The organism is Streptomyces sp. NPDC005070, from assembly GCF_053600395.1.
Map to the genome: position 1 here is coordinate 17,771 of NZ_JBSFZS010000070.1, position 25,959 is coordinate 43,729.

The following is a 25,959-nucleotide window of genomic DNA, read 5'->3' on the forward strand; positions in this document are numbered from 1 at the left end:
GTGACCGTATCGCTCACGCAAGGTTTACAGCAAGAGTCTTGCAACATGCGGAAAGGCTTTTCAGCAGCTCGACTTGCCCGCATAGATCGCGAGTGCCGTGTTGGCACCCAGCGTCGCCGTGAACTGGCCCGAACTGTTCACGGTGATGCTCGTGTTGTTCTGGACGTTGCAGTACGTTCCCGCGGCCAGGGAGGTGCTGTACGTCCGGCTCAGCGAGGAGGTCTCGTGGTTGATGGCCACGAAGCCCTTGCCGCCCCGGCCGAAAGCGATCGCGTCGTTGCCGTTGTCCCACCAGTTGGAAAGCGCTTGCCCCCGGGTGGCGTTGCGGAAGGCGACCATCGACTTGATCTCCGGCCAGGCGTGCTGACACTTCCAGCCGTCCTGCCAGCAGGCGTTGACCGTGCCGCCGTTGGGCGGCCCGGCGTCCGCGTTCGACCACTCGTAGCCGGAGTTGATGTCGGGGGCGCCGTAGGGGTAGGCGAGCATGAAGACGTTGGCGAGGGTGTAGTTCGCCCCGTCCTTGTAGTTGAGCGTGGAGCCGTTGCGCTCGGTGTCGTGGTTGTCGACGAAGACGGCCGCGACCGAGCTGCTCATGTACCCCCAGCCCTCGCCGTAGTTCTTCAGGTAGGCGAGGTTCTCGTTGTTGAAGACCCGCTTGAGGTCGTAGGCGTAGCGGAACTCCTGGACGTCGCCGTTGCCGGTGTACTCGGTGGGCTGCACGGCCTCGCCTGCGCCGTAGATGGCCTCCTGCTTCCAGTAGACGGACGGGTTGCTCAGCCGGGACTTGATGTTGGCGAGGTCGGCGGCCGGCATGTGCTTGGCCGCGTCGATGCGGAAGCCGTCCACGCCGTAGCCGAGCAGGGTGTTCATGTAGCCGGCGATGGCCGACCGGACGTAGGACTCGCCGGTGTCCAGGTCGGCGAGGCCGACGAGTTCGCAGTTCTGGACGTTGGCGCGGTTGGTGTAGTCGCTGATGGTGGAGGTGCAGTCGTCCATGTCGGCGGACGAGTAGAGGCCCGGGTAGTTGTACTTCGTGTACGAAGAGCCTCCCGTGCCGGTGCCGGAACCGGCCGCCATGTGGTTGATCACCGTGTCCGCCACGACCTTCACACCGGCCGCGTGGCAGGTGGTGACCATGTTCTTGAAGGCGGTGGCGTCGCCGAGCCGGCCGGCGATCTTGTAGCTGACGGGCTGGTACGAGGTCCACCACTGCGAGCCCTGTATGTGCTCGGCGGGCGGGGACACCTGGACGTAGCCGTATCCGGCGGGGCCCAGCGTGTTGGTGCATTCCTTGGCGACCGAGTCGAACTTCCACTCGAACATGACGGCGGTGACGTCCTTGGTGCCGGGCGGCGAGGCCGCCGCCGTACCGGGGGGAACGGCCACTGTGACCGCCAGGCCCGCCACGAGGGCGAACGAGGCCGCGAGCTTCTTCCGTGCCATGTGTGTGTACTCCTGCACTACGTCGTGCGGGTGGGGGGATCGGAACGTACCGCTTGCAATCATGTTTCAGCAAGATGTCGAAAGAACTTTCAACTTCCTTATTGACGCGCTCCCTTGGGCGGTCCCACGCTCCACACGGGTCAGCTTCCGCGCCCCGCGGCCGTGCTGACCGATCCGGAGAGGAGCCGCACCCCCGATGGTTTTACGGCGAAGAAGGGTTTCCCGGCTGCTGGCGACCGTCGCGCTGGCACTCGGCGGGCTGGCCGCACTGCCCGCCCAGCGGGCAGCGGCGGCGGACACGGGTGTCCCCAACGGCGACGTGATCGCCAACCTGTGGGAGTGGAACTGGAAGTCGGTCGCGTCCGAGTGTACGAACGTGCTCGACCCGGCCGGCTACGGGGCGGTCCAAGTGGCGCCGCCCGCCGAGTCGTTGAAGCAGACCAACTACTACTGGTGGGACGTCTACCAGCCGTACTCCTACAACCTGAACAGCCGTTTCGGCACTGCGGCCGCCTTCAAGGCCATGGTCGACACGTGTCACGCGGCCGGCATCAAGGTCTACACCGACGCGGTGATCAACCACACCGCCGCCCAGACCGGCACCGGCTACAACGGCACGGTCGTCACCAACAAGTACGACACCCCGGACTACGACCCGGCCGACAGCGACGACTGCACCACCACGATCACCGACTGGACCAACCGCTACCAGGTGCAGCACTGCGAACTGCTCGGCCTGCCCGACCTGGACACCGCCGAGAGCAACGTCCGCGCGAAGATCACCGGTTTCCTCAACACGCAGATCGACCTGGGCGTCGACGGCTTCCGGGTCGACGCGGCCAAGCACATCGAGGCCGCCGACATGAACGCCATCGTCGGCGGACTGCACACCACGACCTCGGGCTCGGCGCCGTACATCACCCAGGAGGTCTATCCCGGCACCCCGCCCTCCATCGACGAGTACTACGGCAGCGGTGACGTCCTCGACTTCGCCTTCGCCTCCCAGATCAAGGCGCAGTTCCAGGGCAACATCGCCAACCTGTCCAGCTTCGGCAGCAGTTGGGGACTGGTCGCGGAGTCGAACTCCACCACCATGGTCACCAACCACGACACCGAGCGCAACGGCTACTCGCTGAGCTACAAGGACGGCGCGACCGCCGTGCTCGCCAACGTCTACCAGCTCGCCCGCGGATACGGCAGGCCCTCGGTGTACGCGGGCTGGACGTTCAGCCAGAGCGACCAGGCCCCGCCGAACTCGGGCGGCGGTTTCGTCACCGACACGGACTGCGCCTCCGGCTGGTACTGCCTCGACCGCGACACCGCGGTCTCCGGCATGATCGGCTGGCACAACGCGGCGGCCGGATACTCCGTCGCCAACTGGCAGTCCCCCGCGTCCAACGTGATCGGCTTCGGCCGGGGCGGCGCCGGTTTCGTCGCCGTCAACAACAGCTCGGGCGCCAACACCCACATCTACACGACCGGTCTCGCGGACGGCACCTACCCGAACGTCATCGACGGCGGCGCCACCTCGGTCACGGTCACCGGCGGCACGGCCTCCCTGACCGTTCCCGCCAAGGGCGCCGTCGCCTTCTACGACCCGGACTACGTCTGCACCGTGAACTGCGGGGGCGGCGGCACCGATCCGGGCAGCGGGACGGTCACGGCGACCTTCGACGAGTACGCGTCGACCACCTCCGGCACGGACGTGTACGTGGTCGGTTCGGCCGCCGCGCTCGGCGGCTGGAACACGGCAAGCGCGGTGAAGCTGTCCTCGTCCGGCTACCCGGTCTGGAAGACGGACGTCGCGGTACCGGCGAACAGCACGATCGCGTACAAGTACATCAAGAAGGAGGCCTCGGGGAACGTCACCTGGGAGTCCAACGCCAACCGGACCCTGACCTCCGGCACAGCAGCCGTGACGGCTCAGAACTCCTGGAACGTGGCCGACGCCGACGCGACGGACCTGACCTTCGGCGTGACCGCGACCACCGTCTACGGCACCAGCGTGTACGTCGTCGGCTCGGTCCCCGCGCTCGGCTCCTGGAACACGGCCGACGCGATCCCGCTGTCCTCCGCGTCGTACCCCTCCTGGGGCCGGCTCGCGATCGTGCCCAGGTCGACCTCGTTCACGTACAAGTACATCAAGAAGGACGCGTCGGGCTCGGTGACCTGGGAGTCCGGGAGCAATCGTGCCTACACCACGGGCTCGGGTGCCGGGTACTCCGTGAGTGACACCTGGAAATAGGGCCTCGGAAAAGAAAGACCCGCGCGGAAGCGGTGCCCCGGTGGTCAGGACCGGGGTACCGCTTCCGCGCGGGTCGGATCACGCGCGGGTCAGGTCACGCGTGGGTCAGACGGCCCACCAGACCGTGGTGTCGGCGGGCAGCTTCACCTGGCCGTCCTGCGACACGGTCACCTCGCCGCTGGCGACGAGCACCCGGCCGTACGCGGGGACGGTCACGGTCTTGGACCCGGTGTTCGCGGTGCACACGAAGTCACCGCGCCGGAAGGCGAGTACGCCCTCCGGGGCGGTCAGCCACGTGACGGTGTCGCCCGCGCCGAGGTCGGCGCGCTCCCGCCGCACGGCCAGCGCGTCGCGGTACAGCTCCAGGGTGGAGCCCGCGACACCGCTCTGCGCCTCGACGCTCAGCTCGGCCCACTCGGCCGGCTGCGGCAGCCAGCTTCCGCCGTCACCGAAGCCGTACGACGGGCCGGTGCGGGTCCACGGGATCGGCACCCGGCAGCCGTCGCGGAAGCCGTCCTGTCCGGCGCCCCGGAAGAAGGCCGGGTCCTGGCGCGCCTCGTCCGGCAGGTCGACGACGTCGGGCAGGCCGAGCTCCTCGCCCTGGTACACGTAGGCGGAGCCGGGCAGCGCCAGCATCAGCAGGCTCGCCGCGCGGGCCCGGCGCAGGCCGAGCTCCCGGTCGCCCGCGGTGCGGATCTGGGTGCCGAGGCCGGCCTCGTTGGCGAAGCGGGTGGCGTGCCGGGTCACGTCGTGGTTGGACAGCACCCAGGTGGAGGGCGCGCCCACCGGACGCATCGCGTCGAGCGTGCGGTCGATCACCGCGCGCAGCTCCTCGGCTTCCCAGTGGGAGCCCAGGTACTGGAAGTTGAAGGCCTGGTGCAGCTCGTCGGGGCGCACGTAGTTCGCGGTGCGCTCGACGGTGGGCGTCCACGCCTCGGCGACGAAGATGCGCTCGCCCGAGTACTCGTCGAGGATCGTGCGCCACTGGCGGTAGATGTCGTGCACGCCGTCCTGGTCGAAGAACGGCATGACATCGTTGCCCAGCAGTTTCAGCTGGTCGTGGTCGCCGAGGTCCGGGAGGCCCTCCGCCTTGACCATGCCGTGCGCGACGTCGATACGGAAGCCGTCGACGCCCATGTCCAGCCAGAACCGCAGGATCGAGCGGAACTCGTCGCCCACGGCCGGGTGTTCCCAGTTGAAGTCGGGCTGCTCGGGCGCGAAGAGGTGCAGGTACCACTCGCCGGCGGTGCCGTCGGGCTCGGTGACCCGGGTCCAGGCCGGGCCGCCGAAGATGGACTCCCAGTCGTTGGGCGGCAGTTCGCCGTTCTCGCCCTTGCCGGGGCGGAAGTGGTAGCGGTCGCGCAGCGAGGAGCCGGGGCCCTCGCGCAGCGCGCGCTTGAACCACTCGTGCTGGTCGGAGGAGTGGTTGGGCACGAGGTCGACGATGATCCGCAGCCCGAGACCGTGGGCGTCGCGGATCAGGGCGTCGGCGTCCAGCAGGTTGCCGAACATGGGGTCGACGGCCCGGTAGTCCGCCACGTCGTAGCCGGCGTCGGCCTGCGGCGAGGCGTAGAACGGGCTGAGCCACACGGCGTCCACGCCGAGGTCGCGCAGGTACGGGAGTCGGGAACGTACGCCCTCCAGGTCGCCCATGCCGTCGCCGTTGCTGTCGGCGAAGCTGCGCGGATAGACCTGGTAGATCACCGCGTCGCGCCACCAGTCGCGATGCGCGGCGACGGTGGCGAGAACGGAGTTCGGGGCCTGGTCGGCGGAGTGCTGGCTCATGGCGTCCTTGATGCGATGAGGGTCCCCGCGTCCGGGCGCTGCCGGGCGATGGGGAGGAATTCGGCTGTGGGGGCAGACCCCTGCTCACGCGAGGCCGGGAGCACGGGGCAGAAGGCGTCGGGGCGGGGGGATGAGGCGGCCGCGGTACTGGCGGGGTCGGATGGGCACCGCGGCCGCCACCCGCGCGCGATGAGCGCGCGGGAGACTGGGGCGTTCGGGGGCGTCCTCGCGGATCAGCCCTTCGTGCCGCCCGCGGTGAGTCCGGTCACCAGGTTCTTCTGCACGAGGTAGAAGAAGGCGGAGACGGGTATCGCGACCAGCACGGCGGTGGCCGCCATCAGGTTGCGCTGCGCGTCGTGCTCGCTGACGAAGCTCTGGAGGCCGACGGCGAAGGTGTACTTCGAGTCGTCCAGCATGAACGTCGAGGCGAAGGCGACCTCACCGAACGCGGTGATGAAGTTGTAGAACGCGGCCACCGCGAGACCCGGCTTGGCGAGCGGCAGGATCAGCCGGAAGAAGGTGCCGAAGGGGCTCAGTCCGTCGACCCGGCCGGCCTCGTCGATCTCGAACGGGATGGTGTCGAAGTAGCCCTTGAGCAGCCAGGCGCTGTAGGGCACCGCCGTCGAGCAGTAGACGAGGATCAGGCCGAAGTAGTTGTCGATGAGCTGCAGGTCCGAGAGGATCTGGTACATCGGCACGATCAGTACGGCGATCGGGAACATCTGGGTGACCAGCAGGACCCACATGAACTTCTTGTAGCCGGGGAAGCGCATGCGCGAGACCGCGTAGCCCGTGGTGGCCGCGACCATCACGCCGATGACCGTGGTGCCGAGCGACACGATGAGCGAACTCTTCATCCACGCGAAGAAGTTCGTGTGCTGGAGCACGAAGGAGTAGTTGCCGAACGTCATCGTGTGCCAGATGCGTCCGGGGTGCAGGTAGTCGTCCTGGTCCGGACCGAGGGACAGGAAGACCAGCCAGGCGATCGGGAACAGCGCGACCAGGCTCGCGACGGTCAGGATGCCGTGGGAGACCAGCGAGCCGAGGAGGCCGCGCCGGCCGCGCCCGCGCGCCGGGCGGGGCGACTCGGCGGACCTGGTGGCCTGGTCGGCCGGAGGCGTCTGCAGTGTGGTGGTACTCATGGAGACTCCCGCCTCAGATCGCGAGCTGCTGGTCATTGCGGTTCAGCCAGCGGCGGTAGAAGGAGGTGAAGACGATCAGGATGGCCAGCAGCAGCATGCCGTAGGCCGCCGACTGGGCGAAGTCACGCGGCTGCTGTCCGAAGCCGAGGTAGTAGGCCCAGGTGACGAGGATCTGCGCGTCCGGCGCGGTGCTGCCGAAGAGCAGGAAGATCACGGCGAACTGGTTGAAGGTCCAGATGATGCCGAGGAGCACGACGGTGGAGCTGACCGACCTGAGGCCCGGCAGGGTCACGAAGCGGAACTGCTGCCACTTGTTGGCGCCGTCCATCTCCGCGGCCTCGTAGAGCGTCCCGTCGATGGACTGCAGTCCGCCGAGCAGCGAGACCATCATGAACGGCACGCCGCACCAGGTGTTGACCATGATCGCGGCGAAGCGCTGCCAGAAGGTGTCCTCCAGCCACGCGGGCGCCGGCAGGTGCACCGCGTCGAGCATGGAGTTGATGATGCCGCCGTCGGCGAGCATGAAGCGCCAGCCGAACACGGTGACGAAGGTCGGCACGGCCCAGGGCAGCACCAGGATCAGCCGGTAGACCGTACGGCCGCGCAGCTTCTGGTTGAGCAGCAGCGCGAGGCCCAGGCCGACGCAGTAGTGCAGGGCGACGCAGATGACGGTCCAGGCGATGGTCCAGATGAAGTGCGACCAGAAGCGGTCGTACGACGTCGGACCCCACAGGATGTCCTTGTAGTTGTCCAGACCGATGAACTTGTAGGTGGCGTCGATGTGGTTGACGCCGATCGTGCGGGCCGAGTTGAGGCTGTTCGCGTCCGTCAGCGTCAGATAGAGGCCCCGTACCAGGGGATAGAGCACCAATCCGCCGAGTACGACGACGACCGGGGCGATCATCGCGTACGCGTACCAGTACTTCTGGTACGAGTGCTTGAGACGCTGCATCCGGCCGGGACGCGGTGCTCGGTCACCGCGGCGCTTGCCGGTCGCGCGGTCGATGGCGACTGTCATGGTTCGACACCTTCTGCAAGATCAGGAGTTGGGCGCACACAGCCGGTGGCCGCCGGGTCCGTTCCCCACTGTGGGGGTTCCCCCGGCCCGACGGAAGTCGGGCCGGGGAAGGATCCGGCGGCCACACGGGCTCACTTGCTGAAGTCCGGGACCAGCTTGGCGATCGCCAGTTCGGCGTTGCTCAGGCCCTTGTCCAGGGACTCCTTGCCACCCGCGATCTTCGGCAGCTCGGTGTCGAGCGGGCCCCACAGGGAGCCGTACTCGGGCAGCGCCGGGCGCGGCTGGGCGGCGGGGAGGACGCCCTGGTAGCCGGCGATGCCCGGGTCGGCCTTGACCTCGGCGGTGTAGGCGTCGTCACGCGTCGGCAGCGTGGAGTTCTTGAGCGCGATCGTCGACTGCGACTTCGCGGAGGTCATGAAGTTCACGAACTTCAGCGAGGCCTCCTGGTGGGCCTTGTCCGAACCCGCGTACACGGAGAGGTTGTGGCCGCCGGTCGGGGCGCCCGCCTTTCCGGTGGAGCCGGCCGGGACGGTGGCGATACCGAGGTTCGCCTTGTCCGCGAAGGCCGAGCCCTTGTAGAAGTTGGTGATCTCCCACGGGCCCTGGACGATCGCGGCGACCTTGCCGTTGACGAAGGCGTCCTGGATGTGGGCGTACGCGTCGGCGGTGGTGTCCGCCTTGTGCAGGCCCTTGCCCGAGAACAGACCCTGCCAGGTGCCGAAGGCCTTCTTGGCCTCGGGCGAGTTCACCGTGATCTTCTTCGCGGTGGCGTCGACGGTGTTCGTGCCCTCGCCGTAGAGGAAGGACTGCGCGTAGTAGGCCTGGGTCGAGCCCCAGTAGCCGTCGACGCCCGTCTTCTTCTTGATCGTCGCGGCGGCGGTCTTCAGGTCGCCCCAGGTCTTCGGGGCCTCCTTGATGCCGGCCTTCTCGAACAGCGCCTTGTTGTAGACGAGCGCGAGGGTGTCGGTGACGAACGGCACACCGTACGTCTTGCCGTCGTACTTCGCCTGCTCGATCAGGTTGGGCTGGAACTTCGCCTGGTCCGCGAGGGCCGCGGTGCCGTCGAGCGGCAGGAAGTAGCCCTTCTTCGCGAAGGCCGGGGTCCAGCCGACCTCGGAGCGCAGGATGTCCGGGGCGCCGGAGGCACCGGCGGCCGTGTCGAACTTGTTCTGCGCCTGGTCGAAGGGCACGTTGACGTACTTGACCTTGATGGTCGGGTTGGCCTTCTCGAACTCCTTGGCCAGGGCCTTGTACGTCGGCGCCTCATTGGTGGCGTTGGAGGTGTCCCACCAGGTGATGGTGGTGGGACCGGCAGACTTGTCGTCGCTGCTGTCACTGCCGCCGCAGGCCGTCGCCGCGAGGGCGATGGACGCCACCAGCGCGGTGGCCGCTATGCCACGCCGCATGAGATCTCCTTGAGGGTGAAAGCCCGAGTAGGTGGGTGATCGGTCCCGCCCGATCCCCTTGCCGACTTGCCGACTGCGCCGTTGCGTCCGCCGGGCGACGTGAACGTAACAGCGTTGTAAGCGGCGCGAAAGGTTTTGCAGCAAAAAAGTGCAAGAGCTGACGACAGTTATGGGCCCGTGACCTCGCGGCGGCCGTCACGCAACCCTGCTACCGGGCCGCTCAGCGGACATCCGAACCTCTGTGCAAGACTCTGCAAGCTCTTGCCATGGGGGGCGCGCACGGGGATCATCGGCCCGTCAACGCCTTGCAGGAGCCACCCCTTCCCGCGCGGCGCACGCACGGGACACCGAGCCGACCAGAACACGAGGGAGCGCGATGACGCAGCAGCCCGGAGCGGGCCGAGCAACCGCCCGCACACGGCGTCTGGTTGGTGGGCAGGGCGAGATGCGACCGGTACAGTCCAATCCTGTGACCACACGGCTTGCCGACATCGCAGCCCAGGCGGGGGTCAGTGAGGCGACTGTCAGTCGCGTCCTGAACGGAAAGCCGGGCGTCGCCGCGACCACGCGCCAGTCCGTACTGGCCGCGCTCGACGTCCTGGGCTACGAGCGCCCGGTGCGCCTGCGCCAGCGCAGCGAGGGCCTGGTGGGCCTCATAACCCCCGAGCTGGAGAACCCGATATTCCCTGCCCTCGCGCAGGTGATCGGGCAGGCCCTGACGCGTCAGGGCTACACCCCCGTGCTCGCGACCCAGACCCCGGGCGGCTCCACCGAGGACGAGCTGACCGAGATGCTGGTCGACCGCGGGGTCGCCGGCATCATCTTCGTCTCCGGACTGCACGCCGACACCTCGGCCGACATGCAGCGGTACGAACAACTGCGGGGCCGCGGTGTCCCCTTCGTCCTGGTCGACGGCTTTTCGCCCAAGGTGCAGGCGCCGTTCATCTCCCCGGACGATCGTGCCGCGATGGCCCTCGCGGTCACCCACCTCGCCTCCCTCGGGCACACCAACATCGGACTGGCCCTCGGCCCCAAGCGGTTCGTGCCGGTGCAGCGCAAGATCGAGGGCTTCGTGCGCTCGATGCAGGAGCAGTTCGACCTGAACCCCGCAGACGTCGAGGAGCGACTGGTCCAGCACTCGCTGTACACGCTGGAGGGCGGCCAGGCCGCCGCGAACGCCCTCATGGACCGCGACTGCACGGCGATCGTCTGTGCCAGCGACATGATGGCGCTCGGCGCGATACGGGCGGCACGCCAGCGCGGCCTGGAGGTCCCCACGGACATCTCGGTCGTGGGATTCGACGACTCTCCGCTGATCGCCTTCACCGACCCGCCGCTCACGACGGTCCGCAAGCCGGTGCCGGCGATGGGCCAGGCCGCGGTGCGCACGCTGCTGGAGGAGATCGGCGGGACGCCCGCGCCGCACAGCGAGTTCGTGTTCATGCCGGAACTCGTGGTGCGCGGTTCGACCGCTTCTGCCCCCGGGGACCGGAATCGTCCCTGAGCAGGACGGCACATCACCCCCGAGAAGGACGACAAAGGGGGCGAAGCACTCCCGCGGGCGTAGAAAATGCGGCCAGGACCCGACCAGAGCATCATCGGTGAGGGAAGGCTTTTCTGGCAGACTCTGTGCCTATGGGTGATTCGACCGTGACGACACTGGAAGGCCGGGATCAGGCCACTCCACAACCCGTCGCGGAGGAGAACGCGGGGAACAGACTCCTGCGCCGTATGCGGAGCCCGCGTCGCCCCCGCCTCTGGTTCGAAGTCCTGCTCATCGCCATGAGTTACTGGACGTACTCACTGATCCGCAACGCCGTGCCGGAGCAGAGACACGAAGCGCTCCGCAACGCGGACTGGATCTGGCGGATGGAGCACCACCTCGGCATCGCCGTCGAGGAATCGGTCAACCATGCCGTGAACTCGGTCGGGTGGCTGATCATCGGGATGAACTACTACTACGCGACCCTGCACTTCGTGGTGACGCTGAGTGTCCTGGTCTGGCTGTACCGCTGTCATCCCGGCCGCTATGCGGCGGCCCGTCTCGCGCTTCTCGCCACCACGGTGGTGGCTCTCGTCGGCTACTACTTCTTCCCGCTCGCGCCACCCCGTCTGATGACCGGCAGTACCTTCGTCGACACGGTCATGGTCCACCAGACCTGGGGCTCGATGGCCTCCGGCGACCTGAAACACATGTCCAACCAGTACGCCGCGATGCCGTCCATGCACATCGGCTGGGCCCTGTGGTGCGGGCTGACCGTCTTCGCGCTGGCCAAGGCCCCCTGGGCACGCATCCTCGGCGTCCTCTACCCGGCGGCCACCCTCGTGGTCATCGTCGCCACCGCCAACCACTTCTGGCTGGACGCGGTGGGCGGCCTGCTCTGCCTCGCCTTCGGCTTCCTGGTGACCCGCCTGTGGCACGGCGCGCTGCCGTACGCGCTGCCGCAGTGGGTACCGGGCACACGCGGGGCACCGGTCCTGCGGACGACGGAGTGATCACCGCCCGCCCTGGCGACGGGCGACCACCCGGGCGGTGACGTTCAGTGACCGCCGGGTGCCGACCCGTAGAACAGTTCGTCCACCACGGCCCGGGCCCGCCGGGTGGTGCGCCGGTAGTCGTCGAGCATGTCTCCGACGTGCCCCGGGTCGTATCCGAGATAGCGGCCCACGGCGGCCAGCTCCCGCCCGTCCGAGGGGAAGGTGTCGCCGGCCCTGCCCCGGACGAGCATGACGGCGTTGCGCACCCGGGTGGCCAGCACCCAGGCCTCGTCCAGCGTCGCCGCGTCCTCCGTCGACAGCAGGTCCGCCGCGCTCGCCGCGGCCAGCGCCTGGCGGGTCCGGGTCGTCCTGAGGCCCGGCTCGGCCCAGCCGTGCCGGAGCTGGATGAGCTGGACCGTCCACTCCACGTCGGAGAGACCGCCGCGCCCCAGCTTGGTGTGCAGGGTGGGGTCGGCGCCGCGCGGCATCCGCTCCGACTCCATCCGGGCCTTCAGCCGCCGGATCTCCCGTACGGCCTCCTCGCCCAGGCCCTCCGCCGGATACCTGAGCGGGGCGACGAGCTCGATGAACCGGCTCCCCAGGTCCGCGTCCCCGGCCACGACCTCCGCCCGCAGCAGCGCCTGCGACTCCCACACCAGCGACCAGCGCCGGTAGTACGCCTCGTACGACTTCAGGGTCCGTACCAGCGGCCCGGACTTTCCCTCGGGCCGCAGATCCGCGTCGATCAGCAGCGGCGGATCCGCGCTGGGGAGCTGGAGCAGCCGCCGCATCTCGGACACCACGGCGTTCGCGGCCCGCGCCGCCTCCTGCTCGTCCACGCCCTCGCGGGGCTCGTGCACGAAGAGCACGTCCGCGTCGGAACCGTAGCCGAGCTCGTGGCCGCCGAAGCGGCCCATCCCGATCACCGCGAACCGGGTGGGCAGCGTGTCGCCCCAGCCGTCCCGCACCACGGCCCGCAGGGTGCCCGCGAGCGTCGCCGCCGTCAGGTCCGAGACCGCACCGCCGACGAGGTCGACCAGCGCCCCCTGATCGGCGACGGCAGGCGTCTCCTCCGTCCCGTACGAGGCGACGATGTCCGTCGCGGCGATACGGAACAGCTCCCGGCGCCTGACACCGCGCACGACGGTCACGGCCTGCTCGCCGCCGTCCGCCCGGCGCACCGCGGCGAGGATCTCCTGCTCGAGCTGGGCCCGGCCGCGCGGCTCCAGGCCGCCGCTGTCCCCGTCGCCCAGCAGGGCCACCGCCTCCGGCGCGCGCATCAGCAGGTCGGGGGCGAGCCGGCCCGCCGACAGCACCCGCGCGAGGTTCTCCGCGGCGGCTCCCTCGTCCCTCAACAGCCGCAGATACCAGGGGGTCTTGCCCAGCGCGTCCGACACCTTGCGGAAGTTCAGCAGACCGGCGTCGGGGTCCGCGGAGTCCGCGAACCAGCCCAGCAGCACCGGGAGCAGGGTCCGTTGGATGGCGGCCTTGCGGCTGACCCCGGAGGCCAGCGCCTCCAGGTGGCGCATGGCGGACGCCGGATCGGCGTACCCGAGGGCGACGAGCCGCTCCCTGGCCGCGTCCGGGCTCAGCCTGCTCTCGCCCGGCGCCAGTTGGGCGACCGCGTCGAGCAAAGGCCGGTAGAACAGCTTCTCGTGCAGCCGCCGGACCATGGCCGCGTGCCGCTTCCACTCCCGGTTCAGTTCTCTGACCGGGTCGACGCGCAGGCCCATCGACCGTCCGATCCTGCGCAGATCGGCCTCGTCCGTCGGCACCAGATGGGTGCGCCGCAGCCGGAAGAGCTGGATGCGGTGCTCCATCGACCGCAGGAAGCGGTACGCGTCGTCGAGCTGTACGGCGTCGGCGCGCCCCACGTATCCGCCCGCGGCGAGTGCTTTCAGGGCGTCCAGGGTGGTGCCGCTGCGCACGCTCGTGTCGGCCCGGCCGTGCACCAACTGCAGGAGCTGTACGGCGAATTCGACGTCTCTCAGTCCGCCGGGGCCGAGCTTCAGCTCCCGTTCGATCTGGGCGGCCGGGATGTTCTCCACGACCCGGCGCCGCATCTTCTGCACATCGGCGACGAAGTTCTCCCGCTCGGCGGCGTGCCACACGAGCGGGGCCAGCGTGGCGACGTACTCCTCGCCCAGCTCCAGGTCCCCGGCCACCGGGCGGGCCTTGAGCAGCGCCTGGAACTCCCAGGTCTTGGCCCACCGCTGGTAGTAGGCGAGATGGCTGCTGAGCGTGCGCACCAGGGGGCCGTTGCGTCCCTCGGGGCGCAGATTGGCGTCCACCGGCCAGATGCTGCCCTCGACGGTCGTCTCCGAGCAGATCCGCATCATGTGCGAGGCGAGGCGGGTGGCCGCCTGCACGGCCTTCCCCTCGTCGGCCCCCTCGGTGCCCTCCCCGACGAAGATCACGTCGACGTCGGAGACGTAGTTCAGCTCGTGTCCCCCGCACTTGCCCATCGCGATGACGGCGAGCCGGCACAGCGCGGCGTCGTCGGGCGCGGCGGCACCGGCGATGGCGAGCGCGGCGCGCAGGGTCGCGATGGCGAGGTCGGCGAGCTCGGCGGCGGTCTGGGCGAGGTCGGTGGTGCCGCACACGTCGCGCGCGGCGATGGAGAGCAGGCAACGGCGGTAGGCGACGCGCAGCGAGACGGGGTCCGCGGCGTCCGCGAGTCCCCGCTCGAACTCCCGGACCCCGGGATGCAGGTCCCGCGCCTCGTAGGTGACGAGGGCCTGCCAGTCCTGCGGGTGCCGGGCGAGATGGTCGCCGAGCGCGGCGGAGGCTCCGAGCACCCCGAGCAGCCGGTCCCGCAGCGGTTTGGCCGCGATCAGCGTGTCGAGGAGTTCCCGCTGGGCCGGCGGGCCGTCCTGGGCCTCGACGAGCCGGACGAGTCCGAGCAGGGCGAGGTCGGGGTCGGCGGTGGCGCCCAGCGCGTCCAGGAGCACCGGGTCGGTCCGCACGGGTGCCAGTTCGGGCCCCTCCAGGAGCCGCTCGGCCGCCGACGGATCGGTGAAGCCGTGCCGCAGCAGCCGTGTGAAGGTACTGCTCCTGCGCCCCGGCGCCGTCATCCCGGCCTCCTGTCGGATCGGACTCCACGGATCATCGGATCAAGGTCGTGCGAAGCGAGCCTAACCCCGGTCTCCAGGGTGGCGCCCCGCACCGGTCTGGGCTTCTGTGGACAGAGCCATGAGCCGTACGACAAGGGAGTCAAGCCATGGACATGACCCTCGAAGTGATCCTGCTGCCGGTCTCCGACGTGGACCGGGCCAAGGAGTTCTACCGGGACAAGGTCGGCTTCCATGTCGACCTGGACGGGGAGGTGATGGAGGGGGTGCGGATCGTCCAGCTCACGCCGCCCGGCTCCGGGTGTTCGATCGCGCTCGTCGACGGGCTCGAGATCCCGACGGGCACGCCGCGGCCGGGGACGTACCACGGGATGCAGCTCTGCGTGCAGGACGCCGCGGCGGCGTACGAGGAGCTGACCGCCCGCGGTCTCGACGTCAGCGAGCCGGTCGCCTTCGCCCCGCAGGACGGGGCCACCTTCATGTACTTCAAGGACCCGGACGGGAACGGCTGGGCGATCCAGGAGTACCGCCGGCGGGCGAAGGAGCCATTGCACCAGGTGCTGGGCCAACTGGCCCGCGGTCGCTGACGAGAGCAGTTCATCCGATCTTCATCCCTCGGGTTGAGGGGCGTGGGTCGCGGGAATGTTGGCGTGCGCATGCTCTGTCCGCACCGCCACCGTCGTATCTCCCCCCCACCGGAGGTCTGAAGTGTCCGGCAGAAACGTGTACACCCGCAGCCGTGCCGTCGTGGCATCCGCCCTCGCCTTCACCGCCGCCGCGGTGGGGCTGTGGACGGGCTTCGCCGGCTCGGCTCCCGCGCACGCCGCGGCCGCGGTCCCGACCCCGGACCACGTCGTCGTCGTGGTCTTCGAGAACCACGCGTACAGCCAGGTGATCGGCTCCTCCAGCGCCCCGTACATCAACTCGCTCAAGACCGGCGGGGCCAACCTCTCCCAGTCGTACGCCGAGACGCACCCGAGCCAGCCCAACTACTTCGCCCTGTTCTCCGGCTCCACCCAGGGCATCACGGACGACAGCTGCTACACGCCCGGCTTCTCCTCCGCCCCGAACCTCGCCTCCGAGCTGATCGCCGCGGGCAAGACCTGGGGCAGCTACAACGAGACGCTGCCCAGCCAGGGTTCGACCACGTGCAGCAGCGGGAACTACGCCCGCAAGCACAACCCCTGGTTCGGCTTCAGCAACGTCCCGACGTCCAGCGCCAAGACCTTCACCCAGTTCCCGACGGACTACACGACGCTTCCGCAGGTCTCCTTCGTGGTCCCGAACCTGTGCAGCGACATGCACGACTGCTCGGTGTCCACCGGTGACACCTGGCTGAAGAACAACCTGAGTGCGTACGCCACCTGGGCCAAGACCCACAACAGCCTGCTCGTCGTCACCTTCGACGAGGACAACCGGCTCGCCGGCAACAAGATCCCGACGGTGCTGTACGGCCAGCAGGTGACCGCCGGATCCTCGTCCTCCACCACGTACAACCACTACGACCTGCTGCGCACGCTGGAGGACATGCACGGCCTCTCGCACGCCGGCAACGCGGCCTCCGCCAAGGACATCACGGGCATCTGGACGTCCTGACATGTACCTTGCGGACAGCCGCGCCGGTACACCGGAGACAGCGGCGGCATCCGCGGAGAGCGCCGCCCGGCCCCGCGCCGGGCGGCGCCTCACCGCGGTCGGGCCCACGGTGCTGGCACTCGGCACGGTCAGCCTGATCACCGACGTCTCCTCGGAGATGGTGACGGCCGTCCTGCCCCTGTACCTGGTGGCGGGCCTCGGCCTGTCCCCTCTCGGCTTCGGGCTCCTCGACGGGATCTACAACGGCTTCTCCGCCCTGGTCCGCCTGGCCGGGGGCCATCTCGCCGACCGGGGCGGCGGCCGCCACAAGTGGGTGGCGGGCGCCGGATACGCCCTGTCGGCCGCCTGCAAACCGCTGCTCCTGGTGGCCCAGACCCTGACCCCCATCGGCCTGGTCCTCGCCGCCGACCGCACCGGCAAGGGCCTGCGCACCGCGCCGCGCGACGCCCTGATCTCCCTGTCGAGCAGCCCCGGGACCCGCGGCCGCGCCTTCGGCGTCCATCGCGCGATGGACACGGCGGGCGCCCTGCTCGGCCCGCTCGTGGCCTTCCTGATCCTCCGGGCGACCGTCGACGGCTACGACGCGGTGTTCACGGTGAGCTTCTGTGTGGCCGTGGTGGGCGTCCTGGTCCTGGTGCTGTTCGTACCGGGCGGCCCGGCCGCGGGGGCCGGGTCCGTGGCGGAGACACCGGCAGCGCGGACCGCGTCGGTGGCGGAAGGACCGGCGACGCGGGCCGTGCCCACGGCGCGAACACCCGCGGCGCGGGCCGTGCCCGTCTCGGAAACCCCGGCCGCGCGGACCGCGTCCGCGGCGGAACCACCGGCCGAGCCCACCGCCGCCCCGGCCTCCGCCTCCGCTTCCGCCTCCGCCTCCGCCTCCGCCGAACGTGCCGCGCCCCCCGCGCCCCGCCCCACCCTGCGCGCCGCCCTCGCGCTCCTGCGCCGCCCGGAGCTGCGGGGCATCGCGCTGTGCGCGCTCCTGCTCGGGCTCGCCACGGTCAGCGACTCGTTCATGTTCCTGCTGCTCCAGCGCAGGCTCGGGGTGCCGGACCGCTGGTTCGCGCTGCTGCCCGTCGGCACCGCCGCCGCGTTCCTGCTGCTGGCCGTCCCGCTGGGCCGGCTCGCGGACCGGGCCGGCCGGTGGCGGGTGTTCCTGGCCGGCCACGGCGCCCTGCTCCTCGCCTACGGCCTGCTGCTGACGTCCTGGCACGGTACGGCGCTGCCGTTCGCCGTCCTGTTCCTGCACGGCGGCTTCTACGCGGCGACGGACGGCGTGCTCATGGCCGCGGCCTCGGACAGCGTGCCCGAGGAACTGCGGTCGTCCGGGCTCGCGCTGGTCCAGACGGGTCAGGCACTGGCGCGCTTCGTCTGCTCGCTCGCCTTCGGCGCGGCCTGGACGGCGTGGGGCGACCGTACGGCACTCATGGCGTCCGCCGTGGCGCTGGCCCTGTGCGCGCTGTTCTCCCTGAGCCTGCGCCCTGTCCGCCGCACCTCTTCGGAAGGCCGCCTCGTATGACGCCGCGCAACCGCATCCTGGTCCTGGTCTCGGCCCTGCTCGTCCTCGCGGGCGTCGCGACGGCCTCCGTGCTGCACGCCTCGGCCCGTGCGGAGCGCCGGAACCAGGCGCAGCCGGGCGGTCCCCGGATCACCGCGGGGCCGGTCTCCCTGACCGACTCCCGGCTGCTGGTGTTCCGGAACATGGCGTGGGGCCCGCACCGCGACGAGCTGACGTCCGTCCCGGCGTCCGACCCGTCGGCTCCGCGCATCGCGTCCAAGGTCAAGTGCCTGCGCTTCCACGCCGCTTCGGGCACCGGGGTGTGCCTCCAGGCGGTGCACGGCGCGGTCCAGGACACCTACCGGGCGGTGATCCTCGACGCCTCGCTGCGCGAGAAGGCCCGCTACGACGTGCCCGGCATCCCGTCCCGGGCCCGGGTCTCGCCCAGCGGCCGGTACGCCGCCTGGACGGCGTTCGTGGGCGGCGACTCGTACGCGGGCACGAACTTCTCCACCCGGGCGGCGATCGTCGACACCCGTACGGGGAAGCTGACGCCGACGCTGGAGGCGTACCGGGTGGTGAAGGACGGCAGGACCTACCGGTCGGCCGACGTCAACTTCTGGGGTGTGACGTTCGCGGACGACGACCGCGGGTTCTACGCCACCATGGCCACGCACGGCACGACCTACCTCGTCCGCGGCGACCTGACCGCCCGCACCGTCACCACCGTGCACACCAACGTCGAGTGCCCGTCCCTCTCCCCCGACGGCATCCGGGTCGCCTACAAGAAGCGCGTCAAGGGCCTTCCCAAGGACGCCCCTTGGCATCTGTACGTCCTCGATCTGCGCACCGGGCACGAGACGGCGCTCGCCGAGCCCCGCAGCGTCGACGACCAGGTGGTCTGGCACGACGACCACACCCTCGTCTACGCCCTCCCCGGCGACTACGGCGCCGACCTGTGGACGCTGCCGTCCGACGGCACGGGAAAGCCGCGGCGCGTCAGCACCGCGGCCGTGTCACCCGCGTACGTGGGCTAGGAGTTCCACCGGGCCGGACAGGGGGCCGTCAGGACCCGGCGCCGGTGCGGCGGCGGACGGCCAGGACCAGGCCGCCGCCGAGGACGGCCGCGGCGGCCGCGGCGGCCGCGAGGACCGGGGTGCCGTCGGAGCCGGTGCTCGCCAGGCTGCCGCCGACGTCACCGGTGGTGGAGCCGCCGGCCGTGGAGCCGGCCGACGTGGAGCCCGTACCGCCCGTGCCGCCGGAGCCGCCGGTGGACTGGCCCTCGGGGTCGTTGCCGCCGGTGGAGGTTCCCGGGGCGGTGGCGGAGGGCGACGGGGAGGGGTCCTCCTCGTTGTCGGTGGGGATGGCTACGTGGATCTTGGCCGTGTCGTTGGCGGGGTTCTTGTCGAAGTCCGGGTGGATGTCGTAGACGGAGGTCGCCTTCACCTCGCCGTCGGTGGTCTTCGTCCCCTTCGCGACGTCCAGCATGAAGGTGTACGTGAGGGTCTGGCCGACTTCGACGGTGTGGTCGTCGGGCGTGCAGACGTAGACGGCCCGGCCCGGGGTCCCCCCGGGCGCGTCCGGCCCGTCGATCCCGAACGGCTGGCAGTCGTGGGGGACCTGACTGGCGGTCGTGCCCTTCGGTATCCGCACCATGAGCGCCGGCTGGTCGTCGCTCGTCTGGACCTTGATCCAGCCGGGGCCGTCGTTGCGGAGTCCCACGTTGATGGACTGCCGGCCGCCCGCCAGCGCCTCGGTGTCCTCGCCGAGGGCGACGAGGTCGGCCGAGCTGTCGGCGGTCAGGTCGAGGCGCCGGTAGCTCTCGCTGAATCCCTCGCCCGGAAGCGCGCCCGTGGCCGAGGTGCCGTACTCGACCGCCTCCATCAGCGCCTTGGGCAGCGCCTTGAACCGTACGGGCGTCTCGACCGAGGCGCCGGGCTCGATGACCGTGTCGAGCTCACAGACGGCCTGCCTGACCTGGTCGGCGATGGTCGAGTACGTGCACCCCTGAACGGCCTCGGGGAAGTCGAGCCCACGGGTCAGCCGGACCCGGAAGGTGAAACCGTCCGCCGCCGCGGTGCCCTTGTTGGTGACGACGACGTTCTTGTCGTACACCCCGCCCGGCTTGGGCGACGCGCTCGCCAGGGTCGATATCTCCAGGGAGACCTCGCCCGGATCGGCGTACGCCGGAGCTGCGACGACCGCGGGAACAGCCGCGACGAACGCGGCGGCGGCCACGAAGGCCGCCGGCTTGCGAAGGTGCGAGGGGCGGATGCGCTGGCGCACGGTTGGATCTCCTCGTGGGACCGGACGGACGGCGACCGGAGCTTCTCCGTCCGGCCACGTCCTGGACACCTGGAGGGCGCCGAGGGTTGTACGGCCGTCCAAGGAGAGCGAGAGGAAGGGCGTGAGAGAGAGGGAGAGAAATGCGGCGGGAGCGTGGGAGAAGTGCGGGAGCCCGGCACGACATCGCCCGCAATTCGGACGTCGTGACAGCCCGGTGCCGCACCCTTTCACCGAAAAGACGGATGCCCTCACCACCCATCCGCAGATCATGCTCCTGACCTCGACATATCCAGGTGACGATCAAGCCGACTTGCCCTATGCTGCGGCTTGCGCATCCGGGGGGCGGCTGGCCGACAGAACGACCAGCACCGTGTACCTGCGCATCACCCACGCCATCTCGACTCGAGCTTCAGCGTGCCTCAAGGCGTCCATGCCTGCGCACGACTGCCGCCCGAGGCTGCCCGCAAGGGACCGGATCGGCGCGTTCCCCGGACCCCACGGTCATCGGAAGGCAGAGAGCGTCATGGCAGAACGGCAGTACCTCGGTCAGGGCACCAACACGTCGGCGGAGAAGTTCTGGTACGTCCTGGGTTGCATCTACTTCGGTGCCGCCTACATGCAGAAGGTCCCCGTCAAGAAGGCGCTGAGCGAGTACGGACTGGTCGAGATGACCGGCGCCGAGAAGTTCTGGTACGTCGTCCAGTGCATATTCTTCGGCGCCGGCTACTTCGCGAAGGTCACCATCAAGCGGGCGCTGTCCGAGGTGCGCAACGCGGGCGGATTCCCCACCGCCTGACGCCACCTGGCCGCCACACACGACGGGCCCGGACCGCTGCGAAGCGATCCGGGCCCGTCGTCCGTTCCCAGCCGTGGCCTACAGCACCGGCAGATTCTTCCGCAGCTCGAACGCGGTGACCTCGCTGCGGTACTCCTCCCACTCCGCCTTCTTGTTGCGGAGGAAGAAGTCGAAGACGTGCTCGCCGAGGGTTTCGGCGACGAGTTCGCTGCGTTGCATCAGGGCCAGGGCCTCGCCGAGGTTCTGCGGGAGGGGCTCGATGCCCATGGCGCGGCGCTCGCCGTCGGAGAGGGCCCAGACGTCGTCGTCGGCGCCAGGAGGAAGCTCGTAGCCCTCCTCGATGCCCTTCAGGCCCGCGGCCAGGAGCAGCGCGTAGGCGAGGTACGGGTTCGCGCCCGAGTCGATCGAGCGGACCTCGACCCGCGCCGAGCCGGTCTTGCCGGGCTTGTACATCGGCACGCGGACGAGGGCGGAGCGGTTGTTGTGGCCCCAGCAGATGTAAGAGGGGGCCTCGCCGCCGGCTCCCGCGGTGCGCTCCGAGCCGCCCCAGATGCGCTTGTAGGAGTTGACCCACTGGTTGGTGACGGCGGCGATCTCCGCGGAGTGCCTGAGCAGGCCCGCGATGAAGGAGCGGCCGACCTTGGAGAGCTGGTACTCGGCGCCGGACTCGTAGAACGCGTTGCGGTCGCCCTCGAAGAGGGAGAGGTGGGTGTGCATACCGCTGCCCGGGTACTCCGAGAACGGCTTCGGCATGAAGGTGGCCTGGACACCCTGCTCCAGCGCGACCTGCTTCATGATCAGCCGGAAGGTCATGATGTTGTCGGCCGTGGAGAGCGCGTCGGCGTAGCGCAGGTCGATCTCCTGCTGGCCGGGGGCGCCCTCGTGGTGGCTGAACTCGACCGAGATGCCCATCGACTCCAGCATCGTGATGGCCTGGCGCCGGAAGTCCTGGCCGACGTTCTGCGGGGTGTGGTCGAAGTAGCCGGAGTTGTCGGCCGGGGTGGGCCGCGAGCCGTCCAGCGGGCGGTCCTTCAGCAGGAAGAACTCGATCTCGGGGTGGGTGTAGAAGGTGAAACCCAGGTCCGAGGTCTTGGCGAGGGCGCGCTTGAGGACGTAGCGCGGGTCCGCGAAGGACGGGGAGCCGTCCGGCATGAGGATGTCGCAGAACATACGGGCGGTGCCGGGGGCCTCGGCGCGCCAGGGCAGCACCTGGAAGGTGGACGGGTCGGGCTTGGCGATCATGTCCGACTCGTACACGCGGGCGAAGCCCTCGATGGCCGAACCGTCGAAGCCGATGCCCTCGTCGAAGGCCTGTTCCAGTTCGGCCGGGGCCACGGCCACCGACTTCAGGAAGCCGAGTACGTCCGTGAACCACAGACGTACGAACCGGATGTCACGCTCCTCCAGCGTCCGGAGCACGAACTCCTGCTGCTTGTCCATCTTCCGCTTCCCCATCCTTGCTGGTCAGGCTGCCTGCTCCCACGCCTCGAAGACGATCGGCGCACCTGAGCATCCCACCACAACAGCATTTCATGCGCGTTGCGGACCATGATCGGCCGGGCGACCTCGGCCTGAACGCCTCGCGTACGGCAGGTGTCCTGCTCTGCCGCACATACTGCCTGCTCACACCCCCACCCGTAAGGCCCGGCCGGTACTCACCCGTCACCCGAGCCTTAATTTGCATCTCAGATGCAAGTTTTATTAGTGTGCGATCCATGCGGAGCGGCGCAACCCACCGCTCCCGCCCCGGCTTTGAGGAGTCCTGATGCTGTCCGAACAATCCGCCGTCACCGTGCGCGCGACCCTCCCCGTCGTCGGCGCCGCCATCGGCGAGATCACCGAGCGCTTCTACTCCGGGCTGTTCAGCGCCCACCCCGAGCTGCTCCGCGACCTGTTCAACCGCGGCAACCAGGCCGCGGGCACCCAGCGTCAGGCCCTGGCCGGATCCATCGCCGCCTTCGCCACCTATCTGGTCGAGCACCCCGACGAGCGGCCCGACGCGATGCTGAGCCGCATCGCCCACAAGCACGCCTCCCTGGGTGTCGCGCCCGAGCAGTACAAGGTCGTGCACGAGCACCTCTTCGCGGCCATCGTCGAGGTTCTCGGCGACGCGGTCACCGCCGAGGTCGCCGCCGCCTGGGACGAGGTCTACTGGCTCATGGCGAACGCCCTCATCGCCATCGAGAAGCGCCTGTACGACGAGAACGCGGACGACGGCTCCCCGCGCCCCTGGGTGGTCACCGAGCGCGTCGAGGAGACCGCCGACGTCGCCACCTTCCGGATCCGCCCGGCCGACGGCGCGCCCCTGCCGGACTTCCGCGCGGGCCAGTACGTCTCCGTCGGCGTCGAACTCCCGGACGGCGCCCGCCAGATCCGCCAGTACAGCCTCTCCGGCGCGCCCGGCTCGCCGGTGCGTCAGATCAGCGTCAAGCGGGTACGCGCCGACGAGAACGGCGCGCCGAGCCCCGAGGGCGAGGTCTCCAGCCATCTGCACGCCGAGGTCCGCGAGGGCAGCGTCCTGCAGGTCTCCGCGCCGTACGGCGACCTGGTCCTCGACGACACGGACGCGCCCCTGCTCCTCGCCTCGGCGGGCATCGGCGTCACCCCGGTGATCGCCATGCTGGAGCAGCTCGCGATCTCCGGCCACAAGGCCCCCGTCACCGTCGTGCACGCCGACCGCTCCCCCGCCGAGCACGCGCTGCGCGCCGACCACGAGGCGTTCGCGGGCAAGCTCGCCGACGCGGAGACGCACTTCTGGTACGAGCGGCCCGAGCCGGGCCACCCCGCCGAGCGGACCGGTCTGGCCGACCTCTCCGGAGTGACCGTGCGGCCGGGCACGCACGCCTACCTGTGCGGCCCGCTGCCCTTCATGCGGGCGGTACGGACCCAGCTCCTCGGCAAGGGCGTGCCCGCGTCCGACATCCACTACGAAGTGTTCGGCCCGGACCTCTGGCTGGCCCAGGGCTAGGCCGTGTCCGCGACCTAGCAGGACCCGGGCGGCGGGGACCCGGCCGGTCCGCTACGGCCTTCGGGTGATGCCCAGCAGCACCGGCCCCGTCGGCTCGGCGACGACGTCGGCGATCGTGAGCGGGTCCAGCGAGGCGAAGAAGGCCTCCTGGGCCCGCCGCAGGGCGCCCCGCAGCCGGCACGCCGAGACGAGCGGGCAGGGCGTGTCGCCCTCGCACTCGACGACGTCACCCTCCCCCTCGAAGGTGCGCACGATCGCGCCGACGGACTCCCCGCGCCCCTTCTCCGTGAGCGTGAGACCGCCTCCCCTGCCGCGCCGGGCGTCGAGCAGTCCGAGGTGCTGGAGTTCGGCGACCACCTTGGCGGCGTGCGTGTAGGGGACCAGCATGTCCTCCGCGACCTCGCGCGTGGTGGGCGTCGAGCCGTCGGCGACGGCCAGTCGCATCAGGACGCGAAGGGCCAGGTCGGTGGAGCGCAGCAACCGCATACCCGCCAGAGTAGGTAATGCGCATCTCCGGTTCAAATTTTCTTCCGGGCGCATCCGGCACGGCTTCCCCGTCGACCGACCCACCCCGGCACGGCTTCCCACCAGCCGGCCCCGCCCGGCCGCGCTTCCCCGTCGGCCGACCCGGCCCGCGCCCGGCCCGCGCCCAGCCCCGCTTCCCCACCGGCGGAGCCAGCCCGCGCCCCACCCGGTCCCACCTGCCGTGCACATCCTCCCCGCCCGCGTCCACCCCTTTCTTCGGCCAATCCCGTGCACTCCCTGGGCCAATCCCGCGCCCTCCTTGCCGGTGCCCCTCGGTGCCCCATTACGATCGGCGCACTCGACCGTCCCATCCTCATAAGGACTCACCATGGGTTCCGCCAAGAACACCAGCACCGGATCGCGCCAGGCCCGCATCGAGGAGCTGCGCCGCGCCGAGCGCGCCCGCGAGCGGCGCAACCGGTTCCTCGTGATCGCGGCCAGTACGGTCGTCGTCGCCGGTCTCGTCGCCGGTGCTGTCGTGCTCGTCCGGTCGCAGTCGGACGACGGCAAGAAGGACACCGCGAGCGACGCGAAGCAGGCGTCGGGGCACTTCGTCACGGGCGCGGACGGGGTGAAGACCTGGAAGGGCACCCTGTCGCGCAACCACGTCACCAAGACCGTGTCGTACCCGATGGAGCCGCCGGTCGGCGGTGACCACAACCAGGTCTGGATGAACTGCAACGGCGACGTCTACACCAAGGCCGTGAACCCCATGAACGCGGTGCACTCCCTGGAGCACGGTGCGGTGTGGGTGACCTACAACAGCAAGGCGTCCGAGGCCGATGTGAAGGCGCTCGCGGCCAAGGTCAAGAAGACCCCGTACACGCTGATGAGCCCGGTCGACGACCAGAAGGACCCGATCATGCTGAGCGCCTGGGGCAAGCAGCGCTCGGTGACCGGCGCGAGCGACAAGAACGTCGACGCGTTCTTCTCCGATTTCGTGCAGGGCAAGCAGACGCCCGAGCCGGGCGCGGCCTGCACCAACGGCCTGTCCCAGTGAGGCACATCGGGTGGATCGCGGGGGCCGCGGCGACGGTTCTCGTCGCGGCCGGGGCGATCACGTACGCGGTCGCCGACGGCGGCGACGGCGCCAGCGGCGACGGCTCCGGGACGCGCGTGCCCACCGCGAACTCCGCGGACGCCGGCTTCGCCCGGGACATGGCGGTCCACCATCAGCAGGCCGTCGAGATGTCCTACATCGTGCGGGACCGCACCAAGGACACGGAGGTACGGCGTCTCGCGTACGACATCGCGCAGACGCAGGCCAACCAGCGGGGCATGCTGCTCGGCTGGCTCGACCTGTGGGAGCTGCCGAAGGTGTCCTCGGACGCGCCGATGACCTGGATGGGCATGGGTGACATGGCGTCCGGCAAGGACGGCTCGCTGATGCCGGGCATGGCCACGAACACCGAGATGAAGCGGCTCGGCACGCTCGACGGGAAGCAGGCCGAGGTCTTCTACCTCCAGCTCATGACCGACCACCACAAGGGCGGTATCCACATGGCCGAGGGCTGTGTCGCCAAGTGCACGGTCGGCGTGGAGAAGCGGCTCGCGCAGGGCATGGTCGACGCCCAGCAGTCGGAGATCAAGCTGATGGCCGACATGCTGAAGGCCCGGGACGCGAAGGCCCGCGACTAGGGCCTGCCGGGCAAGGACGGGCGGGACGGGACAGAAGCGGAACGGGTCCGGGGCGGTGCCCCGGACC

At 70.0% G+C, this 25,959-nt stretch carries 20 protein-coding genes; 11 read left to right on the forward strand and 9 right to left on the reverse strand.

Annotated elements, in window-relative coordinates; genetic code table 11:
* Positions 1 to 60: 60 nt before the first annotated feature.
* Positions 61 to 1,443: an alpha-amylase gene (locus tag ACWEBX_RS23215; protein ID WP_451886726.1), complete on the reverse strand. Its 1,383-nt coding sequence runs from the start codon at positions 1,441 to 1,443 to the stop codon at positions 61 to 63.
* Between the two features lie 196 nt (positions 1,444 to 1,639).
* Here ACWEBX_RS23215 and ACWEBX_RS23220 point away from each other — a divergent pair, with 196 nt between their 5' ends.
* Complete coding sequence (locus ACWEBX_RS23220) at positions 1,640 to 3,688, forward strand: carbohydrate-binding module family 20 domain-containing protein (RefSeq protein ID WP_451886727.1); 2,049 nt, start codon at positions 1,640 to 1,642, stop codon at positions 3,686 to 3,688.
* Positions 3,689 to 3,793: 105 nt separating this feature from the next.
* Here ACWEBX_RS23220 and ACWEBX_RS23225 read toward each other — a convergent pair whose 3' ends face one another.
* From ACWEBX_RS23225 to ACWEBX_RS23240, 4 genes are all read right to left on the reverse strand, one after another.
* The gene (locus ACWEBX_RS23225; RefSeq protein ID WP_451886728.1) at positions 3,794 to 5,473 is read right to left on the reverse strand and encodes a glycoside hydrolase family 13 protein; all 1,680 of its coding nucleotides are present in this window, start codon (positions 5,471 to 5,473) and stop codon (positions 3,794 to 3,796) included.
* 233 nt (positions 5,474 to 5,706) lie between these two features.
* Complete coding sequence (locus ACWEBX_RS23230; protein WP_451886729.1) at positions 5,707 to 6,615, reverse strand: sugar ABC transporter permease; 909 nt, start codon at positions 6,613 to 6,615, stop codon at positions 5,707 to 5,709.
* Between the two features lie 13 nt (positions 6,616 to 6,628).
* Positions 6,629 to 7,633: a carbohydrate ABC transporter permease gene (locus ACWEBX_RS23235; protein WP_355768852.1), complete on the reverse strand. Its 1,005-nt coding sequence runs from the start codon at positions 7,631 to 7,633 to the stop codon at positions 6,629 to 6,631.
* Positions 7,634 to 7,764: 131 nt separating this feature from the next.
* On the reverse strand, positions 7,765 to 9,039 hold the full coding sequence (locus ACWEBX_RS23240; RefSeq protein ID WP_451886730.1) for an extracellular solute-binding protein: 1,275 nt from the start codon (positions 9,037 to 9,039) through the stop codon (positions 7,765 to 7,767).
* 469 nt (positions 9,040 to 9,508) lie between these two features.
* On the opposite strand from ACWEBX_RS23240, the gene ACWEBX_RS23245 reads away from it, so the two are divergent.
* Entirely contained in the window at positions 9,509 to 10,543 is a 1,035-nt protein-coding gene (locus ACWEBX_RS23245) for a LacI family DNA-binding transcriptional regulator (protein WP_451886731.1), read from the forward strand.
* Positions 10,544 to 10,674: 131 nt separating this feature from the next.
* Positions 10,675 to 11,535, forward strand: coding sequence for a phosphatase PAP2 family protein (locus ACWEBX_RS23250; protein ID WP_451886732.1), 861 nt, complete (start codon positions 10,675 to 10,677; stop codon positions 11,533 to 11,535).
* A gap of 44 nt (positions 11,536 to 11,579) precedes the next feature.
* On the opposite strand, the gene ACWEBX_RS23255 is transcribed toward ACWEBX_RS23250, so the two are convergent.
* Entirely contained in the window at positions 11,580 to 14,591 is a 3,012-nt protein-coding gene (locus ACWEBX_RS23255; RefSeq protein WP_451886733.1) for a bifunctional [glutamine synthetase] adenylyltransferase/[glutamine synthetase]-adenylyl-L-tyrosine phosphorylase, read from the reverse strand.
* A gap of 146 nt (positions 14,592 to 14,737) precedes the next feature.
* Here ACWEBX_RS23255 and ACWEBX_RS23260 point away from each other — a divergent pair, with 146 nt between their 5' ends.
* The 4 genes from ACWEBX_RS23260 to ACWEBX_RS23275 all read left to right on the forward strand — a co-directional run bounded on the left by ACWEBX_RS23260 (position 14,738) and on the right by ACWEBX_RS23275 (position 18,716).
* Positions 14,738 to 15,175 (forward strand): VOC family protein, encoded by a 438-nt coding sequence (locus tag ACWEBX_RS23260; protein WP_451886734.1) that lies wholly within the window; start codon positions 14,738 to 14,740, stop codon positions 15,173 to 15,175.
* A gap of 121 nt (positions 15,176 to 15,296) precedes the next feature.
* Entirely contained in the window at positions 15,297 to 16,184 is an 888-nt protein-coding gene (locus ACWEBX_RS23265) for an alkaline phosphatase family protein (RefSeq protein WP_451886735.1), read from the forward strand.
* 1 nt (position 16,185) lies between these two features.
* Complete coding sequence (locus tag ACWEBX_RS23270; protein WP_451886736.1) at positions 16,186 to 17,700, forward strand: MFS transporter; 1,515 nt, start codon at positions 16,186 to 16,188, stop codon at positions 17,698 to 17,700.
* Entirely contained in the window at positions 17,697 to 18,716 is a 1,020-nt protein-coding gene (locus ACWEBX_RS23275) for a TolB family protein (protein ID WP_451886737.1), read from the forward strand. Before ACWEBX_RS23270 ends, ACWEBX_RS23275 begins: the two co-directional genes overlap by 4 nt.
* A gap of 28 nt (positions 18,717 to 18,744) precedes the next feature.
* On the opposite strand, the gene ACWEBX_RS23280 is transcribed toward ACWEBX_RS23275, so the two are convergent.
* Entirely contained in the window at positions 18,745 to 19,965 is a 1,221-nt protein-coding gene (locus ACWEBX_RS23280; protein WP_451886738.1) for an LPXTG cell wall anchor domain-containing protein, read from the reverse strand.
* 523 nt (positions 19,966 to 20,488) lie between these two features.
* On the opposite strand from ACWEBX_RS23280, the gene ACWEBX_RS23285 reads away from it, so the two are divergent.
* Positions 20,489 to 20,761 carry a hypothetical protein gene (locus ACWEBX_RS23285; RefSeq protein WP_451886739.1) on the forward strand — a complete coding sequence of 91 codons (273 nt, stop codon included), beginning with the start codon at positions 20,489 to 20,491 and terminating at the stop codon, positions 20,759 to 20,761.
* A gap of 78 nt (positions 20,762 to 20,839) precedes the next feature.
* Here the strand turns inward: ACWEBX_RS23285 and glnA are convergent, their stop codons facing one another.
* On the reverse strand, positions 20,840 to 22,201 hold the full coding sequence (gene glnA, locus ACWEBX_RS23290) for a type I glutamate--ammonia ligase (protein WP_385042113.1): 1,362 nt from the start codon (positions 22,199 to 22,201) through the stop codon (positions 20,840 to 20,842).
* A 325-nt stretch (positions 22,202 to 22,526) separates the two neighbouring features.
* On the opposite strand from glnA, the gene ACWEBX_RS23295 reads away from it, so the two are divergent.
* Positions 22,527 to 23,729: a globin domain-containing protein gene (locus tag ACWEBX_RS23295; RefSeq protein WP_451886740.1), complete on the forward strand. Its 1,203-nt coding sequence runs from the start codon at positions 22,527 to 22,529 to the stop codon at positions 23,727 to 23,729.
* Between the two features lie 51 nt (positions 23,730 to 23,780).
* Here ACWEBX_RS23295 and ACWEBX_RS23300 read toward each other — a convergent pair whose 3' ends face one another.
* Positions 23,781 to 24,215, reverse strand: coding sequence for an RrF2 family transcriptional regulator (locus ACWEBX_RS23300; RefSeq protein WP_451886741.1), 435 nt, complete (start codon positions 24,213 to 24,215; stop codon positions 23,781 to 23,783).
* A gap of 367 nt (positions 24,216 to 24,582) precedes the next feature.
* On the opposite strand from ACWEBX_RS23300, the gene ACWEBX_RS23305 reads away from it, so the two are divergent.
* Positions 24,583 to 25,254 carry a DUF3105 domain-containing protein gene (locus tag ACWEBX_RS23305; RefSeq protein WP_451886742.1) on the forward strand — a complete coding sequence of 224 codons (672 nt, stop codon included), beginning with the start codon at positions 24,583 to 24,585 and terminating at the stop codon, positions 25,252 to 25,254.
* Positions 25,251 to 25,892, forward strand: a complete 642-nt coding sequence (locus ACWEBX_RS23310) for a DUF305 domain-containing protein (RefSeq protein ID WP_451886743.1) — start codon at positions 25,251 to 25,253, stop codon at positions 25,890 to 25,892. The genes ACWEBX_RS23305 and ACWEBX_RS23310 overlap by 4 nt, the downstream gene beginning before the upstream one ends.
* Positions 25,893 to 25,959: the final 67 nt, after the last annotated feature.

Coding starts and splice junctions, on each gene's coding strand:
- glnA (WP_385042113.1), bottom strand. CDS start 22,201: ATGGACAAGCAGCAGGAGTTCGTGCTCCGGACGCTGGAGGAGCGTGAC.
- ACWEBX_RS23275 (WP_451886737.1), top strand. CDS start 17,697: ATGACGCCGCGCAACCGCATCCTGGTCCTGGTCTCGGCCCTGCTCGTC.
- ACWEBX_RS23260 (WP_451886734.1), top strand. CDS start 14,738: ATGGACATGACCCTCGAAGTGATCCTGCTGCCGGTCTCCGACGTGGAC.
- ACWEBX_RS23300 (WP_451886741.1), bottom strand. CDS start 24,215: ATGCGGTTGCTGCGCTCCACCGACCTGGCCCTTCGCGTCCTGATGCGA.
- ACWEBX_RS23240 (WP_451886730.1), bottom strand. CDS start 9,039: ATGCGGCGTGGCATAGCGGCCACCGCGCTGGTGGCGTCCATCGCCCTC.
- ACWEBX_RS23255 (WP_451886733.1), bottom strand. CDS start 14,591: ATGACGGCGCCGGGGCGCAGGAGCAGTACCTTCACACGGCTGCTGCGG.
- ACWEBX_RS23250 (WP_451886732.1), top strand. CDS start 10,675: ATGGGTGATTCGACCGTGACGACACTGGAAGGCCGGGATCAGGCCACT.
- ACWEBX_RS23235 (WP_355768852.1), bottom strand. CDS start 7,633: ATGACAGTCGCCATCGACCGCGCGACCGGCAAGCGCCGCGGTGACCGA.
- ACWEBX_RS23270 (WP_451886736.1), top strand. CDS start 16,186: ATGTACCTTGCGGACAGCCGCGCCGGTACACCGGAGACAGCGGCGGCA.
- ACWEBX_RS23285 (WP_451886739.1), top strand. CDS start 20,489: ATGGCAGAACGGCAGTACCTCGGTCAGGGCACCAACACGTCGGCGGAG.
- ACWEBX_RS23215 (WP_451886726.1), bottom strand. CDS start 1,443: ATGGCACGGAAGAAGCTCGCGGCCTCGTTCGCCCTCGTGGCGGGCCTG.
- ACWEBX_RS23295 (WP_451886740.1), top strand. CDS start 22,527: ATGCTGTCCGAACAATCCGCCGTCACCGTGCGCGCGACCCTCCCCGTC.
- ACWEBX_RS23305 (WP_451886742.1), top strand. CDS start 24,583: ATGGGTTCCGCCAAGAACACCAGCACCGGATCGCGCCAGGCCCGCATC.
- ACWEBX_RS23225 (WP_451886728.1), bottom strand. CDS start 5,473: ATGAGCCAGCACTCCGCCGACCAGGCCCCGAACTCCGTTCTCGCCACC.
- ACWEBX_RS23220 (WP_451886727.1), top strand. CDS start 1,640: ATGGTTTTACGGCGAAGAAGGGTTTCCCGGCTGCTGGCGACCGTCGCG.
- ACWEBX_RS23230 (WP_451886729.1), bottom strand. CDS start 6,615: ATGAGTACCACCACACTGCAGACGCCTCCGGCCGACCAGGCCACCAGG.